Below are 23,848 nucleotides of genomic sequence, written 5' to 3'. Positions count from 1 at the left end.
AGGAAGAGAGCTATAGGGATTTAAAGGTCGTTTTCAATATTCGACAAAATTTGTCATCAGTAAAAGTAATCCCTAACTTTCGGAGGTATTATTTGAATATAACTTCGTATGAAATCCTTTTACCTTTTTGTTTTATTCGGCATAAGCGTGCTTTCTGCACAGGTACAACCTAGCAACGCAAAAGAAGTCATCAAAGCACTTGCCTCAAAAAACCAATTAGAAGAGCAGTCTATAGTAAAAAATATAACCCTAAAAAATATTGGCCCCTCTATTATGAGCGGTCGGGTTGTAGACCTGGCGGTAAATGACGAAAACCCTACCGAATTCTATGTAGCTTATGCTACGGGAGGATTGTGGTACACCAACAATAACGGCACCACCTTTGAACCCGTAATGGATAATTCCCAAACACAAAATATTGGCGACATTGCCGTACATTGGAAATCTGGAACCATTTATGTTGGTACGGGAGAAAACAATGCCTCTCGTTCCACTTATGCCGGTATTGGTATTTTAAAATCTACGGACAACGGAAAAAGTTGGAAAAATGTAGGCCTAACAGATTCGCATCATATAGGTCGCATTGTTATTAACCCGAACAATCCGAATGAAGTAGTGGTTGGGGTAACAGGCCATTTATATTCCACCAATAAAGAAAGGGGTATATACAAAACAACGGACGGTGGCAAAACATGGAAAAACACCCTTTTTATAGGTGAGGACACTGGTATAATAGATGTGGCACATGCTCCTGAAAACTATAACATCATGTATGCCGCTGCTTGGCAAAAAGACAGAAAAGCTTGGGATTTTAAAGGTAATGGAAACCTTTCGGGTATATACAAAAGTACCGATGGTGGGGATACTTGGGTAAGAATATCCACCCCAGAAAGTGGATTCCCGACAGGAAGCGGTGTCGGAAGAATAGGCTTGGCCGTTTTTGATGAAAATATAGTGTACGCCGTTCATGACAACCAGTTCAGAAGACCTCGGACAAGAGGTGCGAACAGAAAGAGTAAAGGCCTTACAAAAGAAGATTTTAAGACCATGTCATCAAAAGATTTTCTTAAACTCTCTGACCAAGAGCTAAATACTTTTTTAAAGACAAATAATTTTCAAGAAAAATACCGAGCTAAAAATGTAAAGCATATGGTTAGCAATGGGGCCATAAAACCAATGGACCTAGCGGCGTATTTAGAAAATGCCAACTCGCAGCTGTTCGACTCGCCCGTTATAGGTGCGGAGGTTTACAGAAGTGATAATGGAGGCAAAACATGGAGCAAACAGAACGAGGATTATATAGACGGGCTTTTCTACAGTTATGGTTATTATTTTGCACAGATCAATGTAGATCCCAGTAATAAAAACAAGATTTACCTCGGAGGTGTACCTATTATAAAATCTGACGATGGCGGAAAAACCTATACCTCTATACATGGAGAAAATGTACATGATGACCACCATGCCCTCTGGGTAAACCCCAAGAAGCCCGGTCACCTCATCAATGGAAATGACGGAGGCCTTAATATATCGTATGACGATGGCCAAAGCTGGACCAAGAACAACTACCCCACCGTAGGGCAATTTTACGCCATCAACGTAGACAACGAGGAACCATACAATGTGTATGGCGGACTGCAGGACAACGGTGTTTGGAAAGGCCCACATAACGCCGAAGAAAATAGCAAATGGCATCAAACAGGTGATTACCCTTGGAAATCGATTTTAGGTGGTGATGGTATGCAGGTACAGATAGATTCGAGAAACTCCAATATTGTATACACCGGATTCCAGTTTGGTAATTATTTTAGGATAGACCTCGCCAACAAAACAAGAAAATACATACAACCCAAACACGAACTAGGGGAAACCCCTTACCGTTTTAACTGGCAAACACCTATATTGCTTTCACCGCACAATCAAGACATTCTTTACTTGGGAGGCAATAAATTGCACCGTTCATTAAACCAAGGTGATACCTGGGAAACCATTTCCCCAGATTTGACCCAAGGCGGAAAAAAAGGCAATGTGGCCTTTGGCACCTTAACCACTATTTCTGAATCACCATTAAAATTTGGATTGTTATACACAGGAAGCGATGATGGTTTAGTACAAATAAGTAAAAACGGAGGAGATAGCTGGCGTATCATTTCAAATACTTTCCCCAAAGATCTATGGGTAACTCGTGTTGCCGCCTCTAAGCATAAAAAAGAAAGAGTATATGTTACCTTGAACGGTTACCGATGGGACGATTTTAGCTCTTACATCTATGTAAGCGAAGATTATGGAGAATCGTGGAAATCCATCGCCAATAACATACCTGCATCTCCGGTAAACGTTCTATTGGAAGCCCCTGAAAACGAAAATCTTCTTTTTGTAGGTACCGATAACGGCCTTTATGTCTCTTTTGACCGGGGAGCTTCTTGGGAAGTATTTCAAAATGGAATGCCCAACGTAGCCGTTCACGACCTAGTAATTCAGCCCAAGGCGAAGCACTTATTGGTCGGCACGCACGGGCGCAGTATTTACAAAGCGGACATCTCCGCCCTACAAAAAATGACCCCTGAAAATCTGAACGATAAATTACGTGTGTTCGATCTAGAAAACATAAAACATTCCAAAAGATGGGGAAATGCAAGAAGCTCATGGTCAAAACCCAGAACACCAGGTCTTGACATTGTCTTTTACTCTTCAAAATCCACCCCGTTTACAGCAACCATTAAGAGTGAAGACGGTATCGAGGTAAGCAAAACGACCCTTGACGGTGACAAAGGTTTCAATATTCTATCATTCGATGTAGCCTTTTCGAAAACCGGTAAAAACAATTACCAAACAAAGCATAAAACCCCATTGGTTGCGTCAAAAGACGGGAAGACCTATTTACCAAAAGGCACGTATACCGTTGAAATATCGGGCAATGGAAAAACTGAAACCAAAACGTTCAAAATAGAGTAAGTTCTAAGATGCGTTTTTATTTTACTTGACAAATAGATAGTTATGGAACTTACTTTAGGAATACCTGCATTGCTTTTCCCTGCCATTTCATTGACCATGTTGGCCTACAACGCACGTTATTTGGCAATCGCGGCCTTAATTCGCCAATTAAACCAAAAATATGAGGAAACAGGGTCCAAATCGGTAGGTCTTCAAGTAAAAAAATTGCGCAAGCGCCTTACGATCATAAAAAACATGCAGGCCACAGCCATTTTCAGTTTTTTATTGGCCGTTATTACCATGTCCCTCATCTATATAGAACTTCGTTTCTGGGCCAATATGGTTTTTGGGGTCAGCCTTTTCGCTTTAATGATCTCTTTGATACTATCGTTTATAGAAGTACAATTATCAACCAAAGCTCTTGAAATTCAACTGAAGAATATGGAAAACTGACTCAATACAGGCAGTTTTATTAGTAGCAAACATATTTTTCTGTCTCTTCAAAGAAGATCAAAAAACAATGTAGGTTTAACAGAAACCAAATACCCACATGTTCTTTTCCTGTATATATTTTAGGGTTTTGACCTATTAGACAAATCAGATTCTTAAACCCAAAATGTACGGTGGCATCCAAAATTTAAGGATGGGGTACGAACAACCTTCTTTACATCCTTAAAATGGGTCTAAATAAGAGTACTAAACCCCTAAAAACTTGTTAATAACTAGCCCGTGCTTTAAATTCGCATATAAAATTAACAACTAATGAGCGGATTTTTTAAATCTTCAATTGGCAGAAAATATGCAATGGCCCTCTCTGCCTTTTTTCTAATGATTTTTCTTCTTCAGCATTTTGCCATTAACATGTTATCTGTATTCAGTCCGGAGGCATTCAACGAAACCTCACATTTCATGGGTACTTTTTGGGCGGTACAATACCTTTTACAACCAGTTCTGATATTTGGTGTAATCTACCATTTTGTTATGGGCTTTATTCTTGAAGCAAGAAACAAAGGAGCAAGAGTAAGCAAATATGCCAAAAACAATGGTGCTGCCAATTCCTCTTGGATGAGCAGAAACATGATTTACAGTGGTCTTGCCATATTGGCCTTCTTGGTATTACATTTCATTGATTTTTGGATTCCGGAAATCAATACTAAATATATTCAAGGAGACATGACCGGTCTATTGGCCGATGGAGAAGGTTTCCGGTACTACGAAGAGCTTACGCATAAGTTTGTAAGTCCGTTACGTGTCGGTGCCTACGTAGTTGCCTTTATATTTTTGTCATTGCACCTAATGCATGGCTTTAGTTCTGCATTTCAATCAGTAGGGGCAACGTCTATGAGAAAGAAAAAGCTACAAACTTTTGGTAAGGCATATGCGGTTATAATACCGTTAGGATTTATAATCATTGCCCTTTATCATCATTTTAATCATTAATACCATTTACTTATGTCTGTATTAGACTCAAAAGTACCTAAGGGTCCGTTGAAAACAAAGTGGACCGATTATAAGGATCATATTAATTTAGTAAACCCGGCCAACAAACGTAACATCGATGTTATTGTTGTTGGAACAGGTTTGGCAGGTGGATCTGCGGCCGCTACATTAGCGGAATTGGGTTATAACGTAAAAACCTTTTGCTATCAAGATTCTCCACGTAGGGCCCACTCCATTGCTGCCCAGGGTGGTATCAATGCCGCTAAAAATTATCAAGGTGATGGTGACTCTGTATATCGTCTATTTTACGACACGGTAAAAGGTGGTGATTATCGTTCTAGAGAAGCAAACGTATATAGATTGGCGGAAGTTTCTGCCAATATAATCGACCAATGTGTTGCCCAAGGGGTGCCTTTTGCCCGTGATTATGGTGGCCTATTGGACAACCGTTCTTTTGGGGGCGTACTTGTATCCAGAACCTTTTATGCAAAAGGACAGACAGGCCAACAATTGTTATTGGGTGCCTATTCTGCAATGAACCGACAAATTGCGAGGGGTAAGATTGTTCCTTACAACCGCCATGAAATGCTAGACGTGGTTAAAGTAGATGGCAAAGCTCGCGGGATCATTGCCAGAAACTTGGTAACGGGAGAACTGGAAAGACATTCTGCACATGCCGTTGTAATTGCTTCCGGTGGTTACGGAAATCTTTATTTCCTATCTACCAACGCCATGGGATCAAATGCAACTGCCGCATGGAAAATTCACAAAAAGGGAGCATTTTTTGCCAACCCTTGTTATACACAAATACACCCAACATGTATTCCTCGTTCAGGAGATTATCAGTCTAAATTAACACTGATGTCAGAATCTTTACGTAACGATGGACGTATTTGGGTTCCTAAAAATATTGAAGACGTAAAAGCCATTCGCGAAGGCCGTAAAAAACCTACCGATTTAAGCGAAGACGAAAGAGATTATTACTTGGAACGTCGTTACCCTGCGTTCGGTAACTTGGTTCCACGAGATGTTGCCTCAAGGGCTGCAAAAGAAAGATGTGATGCCGGTTATGGTGTAAACGCTACAGGTGAAGCGGTATACTTGGATTTTGCCTCTGCCATAGAACGTTATGGTAAAGAGCAGGCGAAAATCCATAATATTCAAAATCCATCGGCAGCAAAAATCTATGAATTAGGAAAAGCGATCATAGAGGCCAAGTACGGTAACCTATTTCAGATGTACGAGAAAATCGTTGATGAGAATCCGTATGAAACACCTATGATGATCTACCCTGCGGTACACTATACCATGGGAGGTATTTGGGTAGATTACAACTTAATGACGACCATTCCAGGTTGTTATGCCATCGGTGAGGCGAACTTCTCTGACCATGGAGCCAACAGATTGGGAGCTTCGGCCCTAATGCAAGGTTTGGCGGATGGGTATTTTGTATTGCCTTATACCATTGGCGATTATTTATCCAACGAAATTAGGACCGGAAAGATTCCGACCGATACGCCTGAATTTGACGAAGCAGAAAAATCGGTACAAGATAAAATCGATTTCTTCATTTCTAACAACGGAAAACACTCTGTTGACTACTACCACAAAAAACTAGGTAAGATTATGTGGGACAAATGTGGTATGTCTAGAAATGCACAAGGTTTAAAAGAAGCCGCTTCTGAAATTAAGGAACTACGTGAAGATTTTTACAAAAACGTAAGTGTTCCGGGTACTGCCAATGAACTTAACAGCGAGTTGGAGAAAGCAGGTCGTGTAGCCGACTTCCTAGAACTTGGAGAATTGTTCGCAAAAGATGCTCTTTTAAGAGAAGAATCTTGCGGTGGTCACTTTAGGGAAGAATCAGTAGAACTTGAAGGCGAGCAAAAAGGAGAAGCAAAAAGGAACGATGCGGAATTTGCTTATGTAGCGGCATGGGAGTATAAAGGAGAACCCTCTGAAGCTGTTTTACACAAAGAACAATTGGAGTTCAATGAAATAGAATTAAAACAAAGAAGTTACAAGTAGTTGATGGTTCGTTCAAAATGATTGGGGCAATCTACTCGGACAACTAGCAACCAAAACGAAAAAATATGAATCTGACGTTAAAAATTTGGAGGCAAAAAGGACCAAAAGATAAAGGTTCTATGGTCGATTATAAAGTAACGGATATATCCGAACACATGTCCTTTTTGGAAATGATGGATGTTTTAAACGAACAACTGGTCAACCAAGGAGAAGAACCGGTTGCTTTTGACCATGATTGCCGTGAAGGAATATGTGGTATGTGTTCCATGTACATCAACGGAGAGGCCCATGGACCCGATAGGGGTGTCACCACCTGTCAACTACATATGCGTATGTTCAAAGATGGCGATACCATAACCATAGAGCCATTTAGAGCCAAGGCTTTTCCTGTAATCAAGGATTTAGTGGTAGACAGAAGCTCATTTGACCGTATACAACATGCCGGTGGTTATATTTCTGTAAATACCTCTGGTAATACACAGGATGCCAACGCCATTCCTATTTCAAAGTATGCTGCCGATGAGGCCATGGATGCCGCAACGTGCATCGGTTGTGGAGCTTGTGTTGCAAGTTGTAAAAATGCCTCTGCCATGTTATTCGTTGGTGCCAAGGTTTCACAATATGCCCTACTTCCACAAGGCCGCATAGAAGCCGTAGACCGTGTTAAGAATATGGTTGCCCAAATGGACCTTGAAGGTTTTGGTAATTGTACGAATACCGGTGCGTGTGAAATAGAATGTCCTAAAGGAATTTCTCTTGAGAACATTGCCCGTATGAACCGTGAATATTTATCGGCAAATATTAAAGATTAGATCCTTGTATCATAAAATTTTCAAAATCCCATTCCGAAAGGTCTGGGATTTTTTAATTTAGGGAGATGTCTAAAGATTATACCAAAGAACGTATCGTAGTACCACGTTTCAACGAGGAGTCTGGCTTTTACACCACTCCGCAACGTTCTAAAATAATGAGCAAGATCCGCGGCAAGAATACAAAGCCAGAAATGGCTTTTAGAAAAGCTTTGTTCGCCGTAGGGTATAGATATCGTATAGACTATAAAAAATTAATAGGGAAGCCCGATATAGCCTTAAACAAATACAAAACAGTTATCTTCATTGATGGCGAATACTGGCATGGTTACAATTGGGAAGAAAGAAAACCAAAAATTAAAACCAACCGTGAATTTTGGGTTGCCAAGATAGAGCGTAATATTCAACGTGATCAAGAAGTGAACGCCAAATTAAAAGAAATGGGTTATACCATTTTCAGGTTTTGGGAAAGCGAGATCAAAAAAGACCTTGAAAGATGCCTCACAAAAGTTACCGATCATTTAAAATGTGTCGAAACACAACTACGGCAGCAGCCTAAGAAACTTTGACAACCCCCAAAAAACCAAACTAGGAATCCCCAGACGGTAGACCAGCATAATTTTCTATATTTATACCAATGAGCGCCATGGTTCCTTATATCTCGAAACTGCCGAATGTACAAACGACGATTTTTACCACCGTCGGTAATTTAGCCAGAACACATGGGGCAATAGATCTTTCACAAGGCTTCCCAAATTTTGAAGCCGACCCACAATTAATTTCATTGGTTTCGAAAGCCATGCGCGAAGGACATAACCAATATGCGCCAATGCATGGTTACTACGGGTTAAGAGCAGCCATTTCTAAAAAGATATACAACCAACATAATCACTTATACGATGTAGAAAAAGAAATAACCGTTACCGTTGGTGCCACTCAAGCTATTTTTACGGCGATTACCGCCTTTATACGACCTGGAGACGAAGTAATCGTAATAAAGCCCGCGTATGACTGTTATGAGCCGGCAATAGAGGTTAACGGTGGCATTCCGGTTCCATTACAACTCAATAAAAACGGATACATCATAGATTGGGACGTTTTTAAGCAAAAAATAACCCCAAGGACGAAAATGGTAATCATAAATACACCTCATAACCCAAGCGGACGCATCTTCACCAAAAAAGACATGTTGACCCTACAGGAAATTCTAAAACCCACCAACATTATTTTATTGAGCGACGAGGTTTACGAACATATCGTATTTGATGGCCAACAACATGAAAGTGCCTGCAGATTTCATGATTTGGTACAACGCAGCATCGTATGTGCCTCTTTTGGCAAAACATTCCATGTAACCGGATGGAAAATTGGGTACTGTGCCGCACCGGCCAAATTGATGCAAGAATTTAGAAAAACCCATCAATTTGCAGTCTTCTGTGTAGACCACCCTAAACAAAGGGCCCTTTCTACATATCTTAACAGTGAAGAAAACTATCTGAAGTTAAACAGTTTTTATGAGCAAAAACGCAATTATTTCCTGAAAGGCCTATCTGGCACCAACTTTAAATTTACACCTACGGAAGGAACTTATTTTCAATTATTGGACTACTCCAATATTTCAGACGAAGGGGACGAAGGTTTTGCCAAAAGACTAATTACAGAACATGGCGTGGCATGCATACCCATTTCTTCTTTTAATATGAAGCATAGGGATGATAAAATGCTCCGTTTCTGTTTTGCAAAAAAGAAAGAAACCCTTTCAAAAGCGTTAGAAATACTTTCTAGATTTTAAGGTAGCGCAGCCGTTACCCGAGTCATAAACTCACCGATCTTATTAGGTTCTAACCACCTTGTAACCACGACCAAATCATTTTTTCTGTCTACAACTATAAAGTTACCGCCAAAACCGGCGGCATAATAAATATCTTCCGACAATCCTTTCCAATGCCTATCCCCCTTTTTGTTCAACCACCACATATAACCATAATTAACATTAGGCTCCGATGGTTCAATGGCCATTTGTATCCATTCTTCACTTAGCAGCCTCTGATTCTCCCATTTTCCATTATTCAAAAACAAGAGACCAAAGCGCGCCATATCCTCCGTACTTATGAACATACCCGCACCAGAATGCCCCCCACCGGTAACCGAATTCATCTTTACACCGTCTATAACCGTCCACGCATGATCATAACCATACCATCTCCATGTTGTACTAGCCCCGATCTTATCCATCAAATTTTCTTTTAGAACCTGAGGTAAAGGTTTACGCCAAACCTGCGTTAACGCGTAGGCCAAAACATTTACCCTAACATCGTTATATTCCATTACGGAACCCGGTTTATTGGGTGCAGCAAATTTCCAATCGTCTATACTACCTGTACTTGGTGGCCTATCGGCCCAATCCTTACCGCCCCAAAGCTCACCCGACCATGCAGAATTTTGTTGTAGCAAATGTTTCCAGGTGATTTCAGAGTTATGAGGGCCTTCAAAAGTACCATCCCATACATAATTGGCCACCTTATCGTCCGTACTTGCGATCAATTGTTCATCAAAGGCCAAACCTGCCGTTGTACTCAAGAAACTTTTAGTGACGCTAAAAGTCATATCCACCCTTTTGGTATCGCCCCAACGGGTAACAACATACCCATTTTTTAGAATCATACCTGCCGGGCCGCCCCTTTTCTTGGTAGGCCCTAATATTTGGTGAAAGGGTTCTTTTTCAAATCCTTTTAAAATAGCAATACGCAAATCTCGTGAACCCGAATATTCGTTGTTCATGGCAAAATCCACTGCCTCTTTCAACTTTTCTCCGTTCACTTTAAAATTTTCGGGACTTCTTTGTTCCCAATCCGCATTGCGTTCGGGGAAGTAGTAATCCTGTCCACAAATTGTAAAACAAGACACTAGTAAAAGGGCGGTAATGATTCTATGTAGCATATATGTTCTTTTATTTATTTTTAAAGGTCTGCACGCATGAACCAATCGGTCTGTTTATCATCCCCAATGTAATAAGGATGTGTTCCGAACTGATGGAAATCTTGCCTTTCATAAAACTGAATGGCCCTTTGGTTCTTTTCCCAGACCCCAGCCATAAAAACGATTTTTTTAGGTCCTTGGCCATCTTCTTGGCCTTCTCAACAATCATTTCTCCCAATCCGTTGCCCTGAAAGTTATGCAACACATAAATACGTTCTAATTCCATACTTTCAGGAAGCTTAATATCTGTTTGGGCATCATTGGTGTTCAATTTAAAATACCCCACTAATTCCCCTTTTCCAAAAACAAAATAAAACACCGATTCTGGGTTCATTAATTCTGTATATAATCGTTGCCTCGAAAAAGCCTGTGATATATACCTGTCAAAATCATCAGGATTATTTTGGTCCTTAAATGCAGCTATAAAAGTAGCTTTAGAAATCTCTACTAAAGTATCTAAATGTTCCTCTCCACATTTTTGGAACTCAATTTTCATAACTACCGCATAAATGTTGGTTTAAGAATTAGGCCTTTAACGAATAATGGCATAAAAAGCCTTATTTCACCAGCGTCTCTTGAAACAATTTAAATATACGCTTGTATTCATCCGTCCAACTACTTGGTTCTACAAAACCATGTCTTTCTACTGGATAAACCGCCATTTCCCAATCTTCCTTACCAAGTTCTATCAATCTTTGAGAAAGTCGTACCATATCTTGAAAGTGCACATTATCATCTACCATACCGTGTAGAATTAATAGTTTGCCCTTTAGGCCTTCTGCAAAATATATAGGTGAGCTTCTTTTATAGGCTAAACTATCCTGTACAGGTGTATTTAATATATGGGCCGTGTAGGTATGGTTATATGCCGCCCAATCACCAACCGAACGGATGGCTGCGCCCGCGCTAAAAATATCAGGGGCGTTGAACATTCCCATAAGGGTAATAAACCCACCATATGACCCACCATAAATTCCAATTTTATCGGCATCTACCCCATATTTTTGCATAAGGTACTTGGCTCCATCCACTTGATCCGAAAGGTCTTTACCGCCCATATGGCGATATATTCCTGTTCGCCAATCACGGCCATATCCGGCACTACCTCGGTAATCTATATCCAAAACAGTATAGCCATTGTCTACCAAAAGGTTATGGAACATATATTCCCTATGATAAGAACTCCACCATTTATGGGCATTTTGTAGATAACCTGCGCCATGTACAAAGATTACGGCCGCGTTGTTTTTAACGCTCGCTTCTGGCGTATAAAGACGGGCATGCACCTGAGCACCATCAGAAGCCGGAAAAGTAATTATCTCGGGATCTTTCCACTGATAACTATCAAACTCTTGGGTGTTTGACTCCGTAATACGTATAGGTTGAACCTTATTACTCTTTAAAGGGTTGTTCTGCAAATATAATTCTGTCGGCTTGTTGGAATACGAATATAGTATTGCCATATACTTTTCATCGGGAGATAGGGTAACTTCATTTTTACCTTCCATACTTGTTAGTTGCCTAAACTTACCTCCCTTAAGGTTCATGGTATAGAATTGTCTGTCTCCAGGATGGTTTTTATTCGCCGTAAAATACCATCGTTTTTTATCCTTGGAAATAAAGGGGTCGTATATTTCAAATTCGCCTTGGGTTAGAGCCTTCTTGCCTCCCCCGTTCATATCCATCATATAGATATGGGAATATCCTGTTTTTTCGGACATATACCAGATATGTTTTCCGTCGGGCATCCACCCTAATTTTCCCCCACTAAACCATCCGGTGATTCCCGGGCCACCTATCCAAGCTTCATCATGTTGCCTGTCTAACTGGGTAATAGTACCTGTCTCGGCATCTAACAAAACGATCCATCTATTTTTATAGTTACTGGCCTGAACATCTAAAATGGCCTTTGAACCGTTTGGATGCCATGTGGGGCTACTAACTCTACCGACAGGATTATCGTTTACGTAGGGCTTGTCCGGATAATCTTTGGTGAATTCAGGAATATCGTTCAACCCCTCAAGGTTCTCGAACGAAACTTGATAGTTTTTTCGTTTTACCCTATCGTATACGAACATTTCATATACCGGAAGTTCGTCCCCTACCTTTGTTCTAGTAGTCTGATCTTCGGTATAGCCCGATTCTGTCACAAAGTGCGGAACAATGGTACGTTTGTTCTTTTTAGTTTCCATTAGCACATAGGTAACAAAACGACCGGCTGGCCCAACTTTTAAATTTACGACACGCTTTTTACCATGAACAAGAGGAAGGGGAGCTTCATCCTCTAATTTTTTGAGTATGCTTTCTTCCTGATCTCTTTTTTCTTTTCTTTCACGAAGCACACCAAACAAGCTTAATTGATCTTGATACAACCATTCGTCTTTGGTACTTTTTTTAGGTTCTTTCTCTACACTTTCCACAAAATCGGTGATTTGTTCTGTAGCGCCTGTATTAAGATCCCAGGTATACAAATTGTTCTCTTTTATATAGGCCACTTTTGTACCGTTGTCGGTAAAATGGGGATTGGATTCCCTTTCTTTGGTTTTGGTAATGGGTAAAGACGTACGTGTCGTCTTATCAAAAATAAATATGTCCCCGTTTTTGGCATATACACTTTTTTGTTTGGTCGGATGATCCAACATTCTCGCAGAAGGAAGCTTCTCCGCTTCCATAAAACCTATTTTTTTTATTTGCTTGTTAGCAAGTTGGTAGCCATAAAGTGAATCACTAAAGGCCTTTTCAGGATTCCAATTAAAATAGATAGTAGATTGATCTGAGGCCCAAAAAACATTGGATGGCCTATGCCCGATAAAATCATCGCCCTTCATAATTTCTTCAATTTTCAATGAAGAAATATTCGATTGCTGGGCAACCAGCGGCAACACATTAAATAAAAAAACCAGAAAATAGAAAGTACGCTTGATCATGAACCTGTTTAAATAATTTAGTTAGAGATAATATTATTTAGGATACTAGGTTAAAAATAGGAATATTTTAAGCGAATTTTAAATGACTTCCTAAATTATATCGATATTGATCAGAACTTGCTTTTCCCTAAAGAACAGTAAAGCGGTCGTTTACATTTCTCATATGCCGTTTACAGAAAATTCAGCATAAAAAAAGGAACAAATTTCTTTGCTCCTTAGGGGGGATTTTTGCTTTTAGTTCTATTAGAACATAAATAGCTTCTTGGTAAGCATTAACATAGCTTTTAATAGAATTCTTACCTCTGACCGAGATTCTTGTCTAACAGCCGGACTTTGATAATGTGTAGTTTGCATAATAAGTAGGTATATATAAGTCTTATGTTCAATTTCGTTTGATTGCCAATGTATCACCGGACAAACGCTTTAGATGTGTCCCGTCTTCATTTTCTACAAGTATTGCCTGATCATTTGGAAAATCGGTTCCCGGATAGGATATAGTGTATATGTCACCGTCCACGGTCCATTTAAAATCGGTTAAATATGTAATCTCTCCATTATTGTATCCGTGAAAGCGCCCAAGATATACGTCATTAAAAATCCACTCTTCTTTGTCCACCACCATCTTGTTGCTATTGGTCGCAGCTTTCACATTATGTTCCCATATACCTATGACCGGATCGTCATTGGTTTCAATTTTAGAACAAGAACTAATTAAAATAAAGAGCAATACACCATTAAATAAAGTTCGCATGATGGGTTAAGTTTATGTAGTGATTTGGGATTCACTATTAATTACACTTCAAATATATGTAATATTTTTCCTACAAATTTATATTTTGTGGTAAAACTTACTATTATCGATGTGTAGACAGGCAAACTTGTTATATAGTACGATAAAAGTACATTATTTATCGATTAAAGTAAGGCAAAAATAACATATTAGTCAATATGTTAATATTTTAGTGGATGTTTACAGAACAATAAAAAAAGTCCTTAAAGTATGGGTATAAAAAAAGAGCAACTTAATAAGTTGCTCTTTTTCTTACTCTTTTAATTTTTGTTGATAGACTAAAGCATAAACAGCTTTTTGGTCAACAAAACGATACCACTAAAAAAATCATTGTGGTATACCTGTACTTTTTCTTCTGGTGCAATGTGGTTTTGGGTATTCATTAGGCTAAATTTTAATCGATTGCTTTGGGTTATTCGTAACTCGTCATAAATATAAGAAAATAACGAACAAATAAATCAATTAATGTTGTGAAGACATTATAAAATGTTGTGAATTATTAAAAGTGTTTTCTATACCACAAAAGTAATGCGACCTTAACCTAGCTTCATTTCAGGAATCTCACCTTCTACTATTAAATTTCCTTCGGTGGCAGCCTTGATCTCTTCAACACTGACCCCAGGTGCTCTTTCTAATAAAATAAATCCCTTTGGTCCTATCTCTAACACCGCCAAATTAGTAACGATTTTTTTTACGCATTGTACCCCTGTAAGCGGAAGAGAACATTTTTTTAGAAGTTTAGACTGCCCAGACCTGTTCGTATGCATCATGGCTACGATAATATGCTCTGCCGACGCCACCAAGTCCATAGCGCCTCCCATACCCTTTACCATTTTACCGGGAATCTTCCAATTGGCAATATCACCATTTTCGGCTACTTCCATAGCTCCCAGAATGGTCAAATCTACATGTTGCCCCCTGATCATAGAAAAACTGGTGGCAGAATCAAAAAAAGATGCTCCTGGCAATGTAGTTATGGTTTGCTTTCCCGCGTTTATCACATCAGCATCTTCCTCCCCTTCAAAAGGGAAAGGCCCCATTCCCAAAACACCGTTTTCACTTTGGAATTCTACACTAATATCATCTCTGACAAAATTCGCCACCAAGGTGGGTATCCCTATTCCAAGGTTTACATAATAGCCATCTTTAACCTCCTGCGCAATGCGCTTTGCTATTCCGTTCTTATCTAACATTTTTAATTTCTTTTTCTTACGGTTCGCTGTTCTATACGTTTTTCATAATCGTTACCTTGAAAAATTCGTTGAACGAATATTCCGGGAACATGTATTTGGTTTGGATCCAAAGCCCCTGCAGGCACCAATTCTTCCACCTCTGCTACCGTTATTTTCGCGGCACCGCACATGCACGGATTAAAATTTCTTGCCGTACCCTTAAATATTAAATTACCGGCCTCATCTCCTTTCCATGCCTTAACGAAAGCGAAATCTGCTTTAAAGGCTTCTTCCAAAACATACATTTTACCATTAAATTCTCTTGTCTCCTTACCCTCGGCCACCTCGGTGCCGTAACCGGCCGGGGTATAAAAAGCCGGAAAACCGCTCTGGGCGGCCCTGCATTTTTCGGCCAATGTACCCTGTGGAGTCAATTCTACTTCCAATTCACCACTCAACATCTGCCTTTCAAATTCATCGTTTTCCCCAACGTAAGAAGAAATCATTTTTTTTATTTGGCGCTTTTGAAGTAAAAGACCAAGTCCAAAGTCATCTACCCCAGCATTGTTGGAAATACAGGTAATATCCGATATTCCCAATCTTACCAATTCGGCAATTGCCTTTTCGGGGATACCGCACAGGCCAAACCCTCCTAACATAAAAGTCATGCCGTCTTGCACACCTTTCAGTGCTTCCTCAACACTTGATACCGTTTTCTTTATCATAACCACATTTAAATATCATATTACTAAAATAATGCTTTTAATTTGATAATATAAAAAAACCCTGGCGCTTGCCAGGGTTTTTAATACAAATTTATCAATCCATCATTAGAAGTCCAGATCGTCTAGATCGTCCTCTAAATGCATATCTTTTTTGTTGTCTTTCTCAAATTTGTCGCAATCGGTTACGATAGACATATTTTCGGGTTTCTCAAAGTCATCCTTAGAAACACCAAGATCTTCGTTCGCATAATTCTTTTTCATATAAAGTCCCCATATAGGCAGTGCCATTGATGCTCCCTGACCATATGTTATACTCTTAAAGTGTACAGACCTTTCTTCTCCACCTACCCAAACACCGGTTACCAAATTGGGCACTACTCCCATAAACCAACCATCACTTTGATTCTGGGTAGTTCCGGTCTTACCGGCAATCGGGTTTGTGAGTTCATAAGGGTAGCCTGTTATGATCTTTTTATATACCGAGTTGTTCTTGTTGTAACTATGACGTAATCTTGTTCCGGATCCTCCTTGAGTAACCCCTTTCATTAAATCTATCATCGCGTAAGAGACTTCTTTGCTCAATACGTCTTTTGTTTCTGGAACATATTCATATAAAACAGTACCGTTCTTATCCTCTATTCTGGTAACCATTACCGGTTTAACGTATACCCCTTGATTGGCAAATGCACCATAGGCCCCTACCATTTCGTATACACTGAACTCCGGTGTTCCCAAAGCAATGGCCGGAACTTCAAGAATATCTCTTGTCAAGCCCAGGTTTTTCACGATCGATACTACTGATTTTGGCCCGACCTTATCTATTAATTGTGCCGTTACCGAGTTCACCGAATTTGCCAAGGCATATTTCAATGTCATATCCTTGCCAGAGAATTTACCATCCGAGTTATCAGGACACCAGGGTTCTATATTTCCATGCTTGCCCGCTTCAATACAGTATTGGGTATCTGGAAAGGTTTCACATGGCGAAAGGCGTAATTGATCGATCGCTGCCGCATATACGAAAGGCTTAAAGGTAGACCCGGCCTGCCTAGCCCCTTGTATTACATTGTCGTATTGAAAGTGTTTGTAATCGATACCACCTACCCATGCCTTTACATGACCTGTTTGTGGTTCCATGGACATCATGGCGGCCCTTAAAAAGGTCTTGTAGTAGCGAATAGAGTCCAACGGTGTCATTACCGTATCCTTCTCTTTGGTTTCACTGTTCCAATCAAAAACGGTCATTTCGGCCTTCTTGGTAAACGACTCCCTGATCTCTTTTTCCGTTTTGCCGGCGGCTTTCATTTTTCGCCAACGTTCAGAAGTTCTCATCGCCCTTTCCATAATTCGATTTGTTTCCTCAGGAGTCAGATCCAAAAATGGTGCGGTAGGGTTCTTATCTGGCGTATTTTGATTAAAAAACTCTCTCTGTAAGTTTTTCATATGTTCGTACACCGCTTCCTCGGCATTCGCCTGCATTTTAGAATCTATGGTCGTATAAATCTTTAGGCCATCCAAATATATGTTCCACTTGTCCCTTTCACCTTTCATCGCAGGTTTTGGGTTCTTTTCTATCCAATCTTTCATGAATCTCTGCAGATACATTCTAAAGTAGGTGGCAAGACCTTCCCTATGGTTTTCCGGATTATAGTTGATATCCATCTTCAAGGCCTGCAAAGAATCTTTCTCTTCTTCGGTAATATAACCGTACTTGGCCATTTGGCCCAATACCGTATTACGGCGGTTCTTCACCATTTCCTCTCTTCTTAAAGGATTAAAGAGAGATGAGTTCTTAAACATACCCACCAACACGGCAGATTCTTCCGTCTTTAGATCTTTTGGTTCTTTCCCAAAATAAATACGGGCAGCAGACCTTATACCATCGGCATTGTTTCCAAAATCATAAATATTAAAATACATACTGATGATTTCTTCTTTGGTATAACTACGCTCTAGCCTAATGGCCAATACCCACTCCTTAATTTTTTGTTTAATGGTCTCTATCTTGTTTCTTGACCTTACACCGACAAACAATTGTCTTGCTAATTGTTGACTGATCGTACTGGCCCCTCCACGGGTTCCTAAAAAGAAAAAAGCCCTCAAGGTTCCTCTCGCATCTATACCCGAGTGATCATGAAAACGTGCATCTTCCGTCGCGATCAGTGCATTCACCAAATTATCCGGTAAATCCTCGTATTTTACGTCTGTACGGTTATCCTCCAAATAAAACTTGCCCAAAAGCTCGCCATCTGACGATATTATCTGTGAAGCCAAGTTTGTTTGAGGATTCTCTAGATATTCATAGGGTGGCAACTCCCCGAAAAGCCCCCAAGAGGCCGACAGAAAGATCAAGGCAACAAATGCCACTCCAGATATGAATAAGATCCAAAACCATTTTATATATTTAGAAAAACCCTTGTTGTTGTTTTTCTTTTTAACCGCTTTTGCCATAAGCTTAGGGATTACTTTTTGTTATTTCCAAACCTACATCGGTAATGCCTTCAAGTCCTATAATCCCAGAGACATTTCCATTTTTACGCATTGCATGCGAAACTTCTAGTGTATATACGCCTGGTGAAGGAAAAACGATGTTTTCCTTATACCATAATTTATTTTCCTTTAGACTTCCCGAACCTTTGCCCAACCATGTTCCATCTGGCAAAGCCATTTCATACTCCATAGTGTCTTGGAGCACTTCACCCTCCGGAGTCGTTAATGAAGTAATAATAAATAGATTGCTATAAGGAAAGGTATTGTCGTTTCTAACGTTGATGAACATGTTATATTCCTGAACCGTATCGATCTCGGAAAAATTGAACTTAATTACATCATCTCTATTCCACACGGCCCCATTGAGGCTTTTGTACTCCGAAGTTACCACATCGGTATTACAAGAGAAAAAACATAAAATCGACATTATAACAAAAAAACTACGACGCATTTTTCTTATTTCTGTTTCTATTTCTGTTGTTCTTTTTTCTATTTCTATTTCGGTTTCGCTTATTGCTGCTCTTCTTGGGCTTATCAAAACGTGTAAGGCTGTCTTGACCTACTACATTTTCAAAAACTACCTTTTCTTCTTCAATATTGTCCGCCGCATAGGCCTCTAAGCTGGCCACTTTTTCTTTTTTCTTGTTCTTTTCAAGAATCTCTATCACCTGGTCCTTAGAGAGCACATGCCAATTGGCAGGCTCGTCTTTGTATGAAAACCAGAGCAACTCTTTAAATATGTCCGTTTTTTGGCAAAAGGCCAATCCCTTTTCGGTGTACAACTTGGTATCTTGGGAGGGAAAATCCTTTAGGGCATCCAAATAAACATCCAATTCATAGTTTAAGCAACATTTTAATTTACCACATTGCCCGGCCAATTTTTGGGGATTTAACGAAAGTTGTTGGTAACGGGCTGCGGAAGTGGAAACCGATCTAAAATCGGTCAGCCAAGTTGAACAACAAAGCTCTCGCCCACATGAACCTATACCACCTAATCGCTGGGCTTCTTGCCTATATCCTATTTGGCGCATTTCTATTCGAATACCGAACGCCTTGGCCATATCTTTTATCAACTGACGAAAATCTACCCGTTCTTCTGCCGTGTAATAAAATGTAGCCTTTGAACCGTCTCCCTGAAATTCCACATCCGAGATCTTCATCTGTAATTTCAGAATAATGGCTATCTCTCTGGAACGTTTTTTTATTTCTTCTTCACGGTCTCGACATTTCTGCCAAATATCTATATCCTTTTGGGTGGCCTTTCTATATATTTTTGGCAATTCCTCTTTTGTAAAGTCTACCTTTTTACGCTTCATCTGAACACGCACAAGTTCTCCTGTCAAGGTAACCATGCCTATATCGTGACCGCTCTGCGCCTGTGTTGCTACAATATCCCCTATAGAAAGTGTTAGGTTTTCGGTATTTTTGAAGAATTCTTTTCTACTGTTCTTAAAACGTACTTCTACGTACTCAAAAGGCTTTTCCCCATTGGGAAGCGCCATATTTGAAAGCCAGTCAAAAACAGTCAATTTATTACAACCATCGGTACCGCAAGTTCCGTTGTTCTTGCACCCACGTGGTTGTCCGTCCTTACCGGTCGAACAACTGTTACAGCTCATATAGTATATCTTGATTTGATCTAAACCGGAAAGTTCGGACCAAATTGGGTTCGTATTAATTTTATATGTAAAGGTACTAAATTTTTAATGTGTTGAAAACTTATCTCAACTTACCACAGTTCTTCGTTCCTTTGCAACAATTTTGTCTAAGTCAAAAAAACAGGGTACTCCAATCTATGGAAAAACAAAAAGGGTTGAGCGATACCGTTCTCTATCTTATGAGCCTCTCTGCAGGCTTGTTAGCGGCAAACCTATACTACAACCAACCTTTACTTCATATGATCTCGGTTAGTTTCGGGGTCACCGAATCGGCCGTTAGCAATGTCGCCTTGGCGACACAATTGGGATATGCCGCGGGCCTACTTTTTGTAATTCCGTTGGGCGATATGGTCTCTAACCAAAAAATATTGAAAATAGATTTTATGCTTTTGCTGGCATCGTTGTTGGCTGCAGGGTTTGCCCCGTCGTTATGGCTTCTGGTCGTTGCCAGCTTTTTTATAGGATGCACCTCGGCCCTGCCCCAGTTGTTCGTTCCCATGGCTGCCCAGCTCTCAAACCCCCAGAACAGGGGCCGTGCTATAGGTATCGTTATGAGCGGATTGCTGATCGGTATTTTAGGAAGCAGGGTTATCAGTGGTTTTATCGGCGAACAATTCGGTTGGCGCACCATGTATTTTGTAGCTACCGCCATGATGTTAGGGCTCTTTGTCCTCCTAAAAATAAAATTGCCAAGGGTAGATCCCGTCTATACCGGTACCTATAAGGGTTTAATGAAATCGTTGGTCCATTTGTTCAAGACGGAACCTCCCCTACGTTTGGCCGCAGTACGCGGTGGACTTTCCTTTGCGGGACTATGTGCATTTTGGACCACCTTGGTTTTTTTAATGGAGGATAATTTTGGTTATGGCAGCGGTATTACAGGGACATTTGGCCTTATAGGTATCGTAGGGGCGTTGGCCGCAAGTGTTGTAGGAAGACTAAGCGACCGGATGAGCAAAAACCGTATCGTTATTACGTCATCACTTATTTTAATTGCCTCTTGGACGGTTTTTCTATTTTCCGATCATTCCATCATCGGTATCGTTATCGGGGTGATTTTGGTTGACCTTGGGCAACAATCGTTACACATAGCCAACCAGAACATCATATTTTCAAGAAACGAAAACGCCCGAAACCGTACGAACACGGTTTATATGGTCATATTTTTCTTGGGAGGCGCCCTTGGAACAGTTTTGGCCGCCCTCGCATGGCAACATTACAAATGGACAGGGGTTTCCATTCTTGGCCTTTCCCTTTCCATCGCAACCTTGCTAATACATTTGGTATTCGGAAACAAAGAAATCTAAGCTTAGCCCTTAAATTTCAGTACTTTCGACCTTCCTTTTTTAAAAATCTTGTTGCTTACCGTTTTACCCTTTCTTAACGCCTTTTGTTCTTCGTATGGCAGTGCATGTACCTCTTTACAACTATCGGAACAACAGTCGTCCATTTTCTGGGCACATTCCTCGCACTGTATAAAGAGAAGATGACAGGCCTCGTTGGCGCAGTTTACATGGGTGTCGCAGGGTTTGCCACATTGGTGGCATTGCGCGATCACATCGTCTGAAATACGTTCGCTCCTGCGGTGATCAAAGACAAAGTTCTTACCTACGAACTTGTTCTCCAACTTTTTTGCGTTTACCTGTCGGGTATATTCTATAATGCCCCCTTCTAACTGGTACACCTGTTTAAAGCCTTTATATTTATAATAGGCACTTGCCTTTTCGCACCGGATACCCCCGGTACAGTACATAACCAATTTTTTATCCTCTTTATGGTCGGCAAGGTCGTTTTCTATAATATCCAAAGAATCCCTAAACGTATCCACATCGGGCGTAATAGCATTCTTAAAGTGACCTATCTCACTTTCGTAATGGTTTCTCATGTCGACCAAAACGGTATCTGGATCATCGATAAGCTCATTGAACCGTTCCGCATTTACGTGCACCCCTTTATTGGTAACATCGAAGGCGTTGTCGTTTAGGCCATCGGCCACAATTTTACGCCTCACCTTGACCTTTAACTTTAAAAAAGAAAGGTTGTCTTGTTCAATGGCAATGTTCAACCGTACATTCTCTAAGAAAGAAATGCTGTCCAAATGTTTTTTGAAAGCTTCAAAATTCTCTGCCGGTACAGATAATTGGGCATTGATACCCTCATGAGCAACGTAAATACGGCCCAAAACATCCAATTCGTTCCAATGAACGAACAAATGGTTTCTAAAAATGGCAGGATTGCCGATGTGTGCATATTTATAGAAAGAAATTGTCAATCGTTCTTGACCGGCCTCTTTGATAAGAGCCTCCCTTTCCTTTGCACTTAATGTATTGTACAGTTGCATGCTATACCAATCGTTAAGTTAAAGAATAGTCTATTCGGGCAAAGATAGGCTAATATTACCGTATCTTGGTAGTAATGATCTTTACGGGACAGGCCTGTTGTGCTTGCCTGCAAGGTTCGTAAATCGCGTCATCAGGTGATTTGATGGTATGAAAGCCCTTTTTCTCTACCGCATGCAACAAGACACTTTTTCCATCTTTTTTGGACATTTGAAACTGCTCCGGTGCCAATTCGACACAATAATTGCAACCAATGCACTTCTTCCGCTGCAGTGTAACAACGACCATTATTGCTGGACGATTTTATACAATTTATCGGAGGGCCGCACCTTAAAGCCGGTGGGAAAGGTACAGTTGTTCCCCTTTTCGGCCATTTCGGCCTTGAGGTCGTTCACCATCATCTCGTCCAATTGAAGTTCTTTTACCCCGGTTGTCGGTCCGGTCACCAAAAGCTGATCGCCTACCTTAATATCATAGGCCTCGATCTTAAATTCTGCGATTCCTGGTTTTGGGTAATAATGCACCCCCTTACCTACATATACTTTCTTTTGGGTAGCCTGTGACCCCGGGCCATCGCTCCATTCCCCCAGTTTCTGCCCGAGATAGTAACCACCCCAAAAGCCTCGGTTATACACCTTTTTCAAGGCTTCCATCCAGACGTTTACCTTTTCTTTATTAAATGTCCCTTCGTAATAGGAGTCTATCGCTTCTCTGTAGGTTTTAATGACCGTAGCCACATATTCGGGGGCACGCCCCCTACCTTCGATCTTTAGTACCTTTACCCCGGCATCGATGATCTGATCCAGAAAATCGAGGGTGCAAAGATCCTTGGGCGACATCATATATTCGTTGTCCAATTCAATCTCAAAACCACTTTCTTGGTCTATGACCGTGTATTTTTTACGACAATTTTGCTTACAAGCCCCTCTGTTCGCCGATGAATTATGGGAGTGTAGGCTCAAATAACATTTTCCGGATACCGCCATACACAGGGCGCCATGTCCAAACACCTCTACCTCCACCAAATTACCGGAAGGCCCTTTTACCTCCTCTTTTTCAATCTGCGAACAAATATTCTTGATCTGTCTTAGACTCAATTCTCTACTTAACACCACGGTATCTGCGAACAGCGAATAAAATTTTACTGTTTCTATATTCGTAATATTGATCTGGGTAGAGATATGTACTTCCATACCAATCTGCCTAGCATAGGAAATAACGGCCTGATCCATGGCGATCACCGCTGTAATGCCCGCATTTTTGGCAGCATCCAAAACCGTCTTTATAATAGAAAGGTCGTGGTCGTATATGATCGTATTAAGGGTAAGGTAGGTTCGTATATTCTTCTCCCCGCACCGCCGGGCGATCTCTGGCAGGTCTTCCAAAGTAAAATTAATACTAGCCCTGGCCCGCATATTCAATTGCTCTACGCCAAAATATACCGAATCGGCCCCATTATCGATAGCAGCCTGTAGGGACTCATAGTTCCCTGCCGGAGCCATTAGTTCTATCTTTCCATTTCTTGTCATAAGTACAAGTGCTATGTTTTCTGGACTG

At 40.5% G+C, this 23,848-nt stretch carries 20 protein-coding genes; 8 read left to right on the top strand and 12 right to left on the bottom strand.

The window, feature by feature from the left end; translation table 11 throughout:
* Positions 1–108: 108 nt before the first annotated feature.
* The 7 genes from J8L85_RS03520 to J8L85_RS03490 all read left to right on the top strand — a co-directional run bounded on the left by J8L85_RS03520 (position 109) and on the right by J8L85_RS03490 (position 9,003).
* A complete protein-coding gene (locus J8L85_RS03520; protein WP_211014584.1) occupies positions 109–2,955 on the top strand; it encodes a sialidase family protein in 2,847 nt (948 codons plus the stop codon).
* Between the two features lie 42 nt (positions 2,956–2,997).
* The gene (locus J8L85_RS03515; protein WP_211014582.1) at positions 2,998–3,387 is read left to right on the top strand and encodes a DUF2721 domain-containing protein; all 390 of its coding nucleotides are present in this window, start codon (positions 2,998–3,000) and stop codon (positions 3,385–3,387) included.
* Positions 3,388–3,696: 309 nt separating this feature from the next.
* Positions 3,697–4,374: a succinate dehydrogenase cytochrome b subunit gene (locus J8L85_RS03510; RefSeq protein ID WP_211014580.1), complete on the top strand. Its 678-nt coding sequence runs from the start codon at positions 3,697–3,699 to the stop codon at positions 4,372–4,374.
* A 12-nt stretch (positions 4,375–4,386) separates the two neighbouring features.
* A complete protein-coding gene (locus tag J8L85_RS03505; RefSeq protein WP_211014578.1) occupies positions 4,387–6,402 on the top strand; it encodes a fumarate reductase/succinate dehydrogenase flavoprotein subunit in 2,016 nt (671 codons plus the stop codon).
* Between the two features lie 65 nt (positions 6,403–6,467).
* On the top strand, positions 6,468–7,214 hold the full coding sequence (locus J8L85_RS03500) for a succinate dehydrogenase/fumarate reductase iron-sulfur subunit (RefSeq protein WP_211014576.1): 747 nt from the start codon (positions 6,468–6,470) through the stop codon (positions 7,212–7,214).
* Between the two features lie 65 nt (positions 7,215–7,279).
* Positions 7,280–7,780, top strand: a complete 501-nt coding sequence (locus J8L85_RS03495; RefSeq protein WP_211014574.1) for a very short patch repair endonuclease — start codon at positions 7,280–7,282, stop codon at positions 7,778–7,780.
* Between the two features lie 68 nt (positions 7,781–7,848).
* Positions 7,849–9,003 carry a methionine aminotransferase gene (locus J8L85_RS03490; protein ID WP_211014572.1) on the top strand — a complete coding sequence of 385 codons (1,155 nt, stop codon included), beginning with the start codon at positions 7,849–7,851 and terminating at the stop codon, positions 9,001–9,003.
* Here J8L85_RS03490 and J8L85_RS03485 read toward each other — a convergent pair.
* From J8L85_RS03485 to ricT, 9 genes are all read right to left on the bottom strand, one after another.
* Positions 9,000–10,151: a serine hydrolase gene (locus J8L85_RS03485; protein WP_211014570.1), complete on the bottom strand. Its 1,152-nt coding sequence runs from the start codon at positions 10,149–10,151 to the stop codon at positions 9,000–9,002. The two genes, J8L85_RS03490 and J8L85_RS03485, sit on opposite strands and share 4 nt — an antisense overlap.
* A 10-nt stretch (positions 10,152–10,161) precedes the next feature.
* Positions 10,162–10,686, bottom strand: a complete 525-nt coding sequence (locus tag J8L85_RS03480; protein WP_247656545.1) for a GNAT family N-acetyltransferase — start codon at positions 10,684–10,686, stop codon at positions 10,162–10,164.
* A gap of 61 nt (positions 10,687–10,747) precedes the next feature.
* Entirely contained in the window at positions 10,748–13,117 is a 2,370-nt protein-coding gene (locus tag J8L85_RS03475; protein ID WP_211014568.1) for a prolyl oligopeptidase family serine peptidase, read from the bottom strand.
* Positions 13,118–13,499: 382 nt separating this feature from the next.
* Entirely contained in the window at positions 13,500–13,868 is a 369-nt protein-coding gene (locus J8L85_RS03470; protein ID WP_211014566.1) for a lipocalin family protein, read from the bottom strand.
* 575 nt (positions 13,869–14,443) lie between these two features.
* A complete protein-coding gene (locus J8L85_RS03465) occupies positions 14,444–15,100 on the bottom strand; it encodes a CoA transferase subunit B (protein ID WP_211014564.1) in 657 nt (218 codons plus the stop codon).
* 2 nt (positions 15,101–15,102) lie between these two features.
* On the bottom strand, positions 15,103–15,804 hold the full coding sequence (locus J8L85_RS03460) for a CoA transferase subunit A (protein ID WP_211014562.1): 702 nt from the start codon (positions 15,802–15,804) through the stop codon (positions 15,103–15,105).
* 105 nt (positions 15,805–15,909) lie between these two features.
* Positions 15,910–18,255 carry a transglycosylase domain-containing protein gene (locus tag J8L85_RS03455; RefSeq protein WP_211014560.1) on the bottom strand — a complete coding sequence of 782 codons (2,346 nt, stop codon included), beginning with the start codon at positions 18,253–18,255 and terminating at the stop codon, positions 15,910–15,912.
* Between the two features lie 4 nt (positions 18,256–18,259).
* Positions 18,260–18,745, bottom strand: a complete 486-nt coding sequence (locus tag J8L85_RS03450; protein WP_211014558.1) for a gliding motility lipoprotein GldH — start codon at positions 18,743–18,745, stop codon at positions 18,260–18,262.
* A complete protein-coding gene (ricT, locus tag J8L85_RS03445) occupies positions 18,735–19,913 on the bottom strand; it encodes a regulatory iron-sulfur-containing complex subunit RicT (protein WP_211014556.1) in 1,179 nt (392 codons plus the stop codon). The genes J8L85_RS03450 and ricT overlap by 11 nt, the downstream gene beginning before the upstream one ends.
* 176 nt (positions 19,914–20,089) lie before the next feature.
* Here ricT and J8L85_RS03440 point away from each other — a divergent pair, with 176 nt between their 5' ends.
* Positions 20,090–21,259 carry an MFS transporter gene (locus tag J8L85_RS03440; RefSeq protein ID WP_211014554.1) on the top strand — a complete coding sequence of 390 codons (1,170 nt, stop codon included), beginning with the start codon at positions 20,090–20,092 and terminating at the stop codon, positions 21,257–21,259.
* A gap of 2 nt (positions 21,260–21,261) precedes the next feature.
* Here the strand turns inward: J8L85_RS03440 and J8L85_RS03435 are convergent, their stop codons facing one another.
* From J8L85_RS03435 to J8L85_RS03425, 3 genes are read right to left on the bottom strand one after another with little or no spacing between them, the layout of a single operon-like run.
* Positions 21,262–22,293: a rhodanese-related sulfurtransferase gene (locus tag J8L85_RS03435; protein ID WP_211014552.1), complete on the bottom strand. Its 1,032-nt coding sequence runs from the start codon at positions 22,291–22,293 to the stop codon at positions 21,262–21,264.
* A 55-nt stretch (positions 22,294–22,348) separates the two neighbouring features.
* Complete coding sequence (locus J8L85_RS03430; RefSeq protein WP_211014550.1) at positions 22,349–22,579, bottom strand: ferredoxin; 231 nt, start codon at positions 22,577–22,579, stop codon at positions 22,349–22,351.
* The gene (locus tag J8L85_RS03425) at positions 22,579–23,820 is read right to left on the bottom strand and encodes a peptidase U32 family protein (protein WP_211014548.1); all 1,242 of its coding nucleotides are present in this window, start codon (positions 23,818–23,820) and stop codon (positions 22,579–22,581) included. Before J8L85_RS03425 ends, J8L85_RS03430 begins: the two co-directional genes overlap by 1 nt.
* Positions 23,821–23,848 lie beyond the last annotated feature (28 nt).

This window comes from Maribacter sp. MMG018 (assembly GCF_018100785.1).
Lineage (GTDB): Bacteria > Bacteroidota > Bacteroidia > Flavobacteriales > Flavobacteriaceae > Maribacter.
The sequence above is the reverse complement of the archived record's forward strand: the minus strand, read 5'-3'. Positions and strand labels throughout refer to the sequence as shown.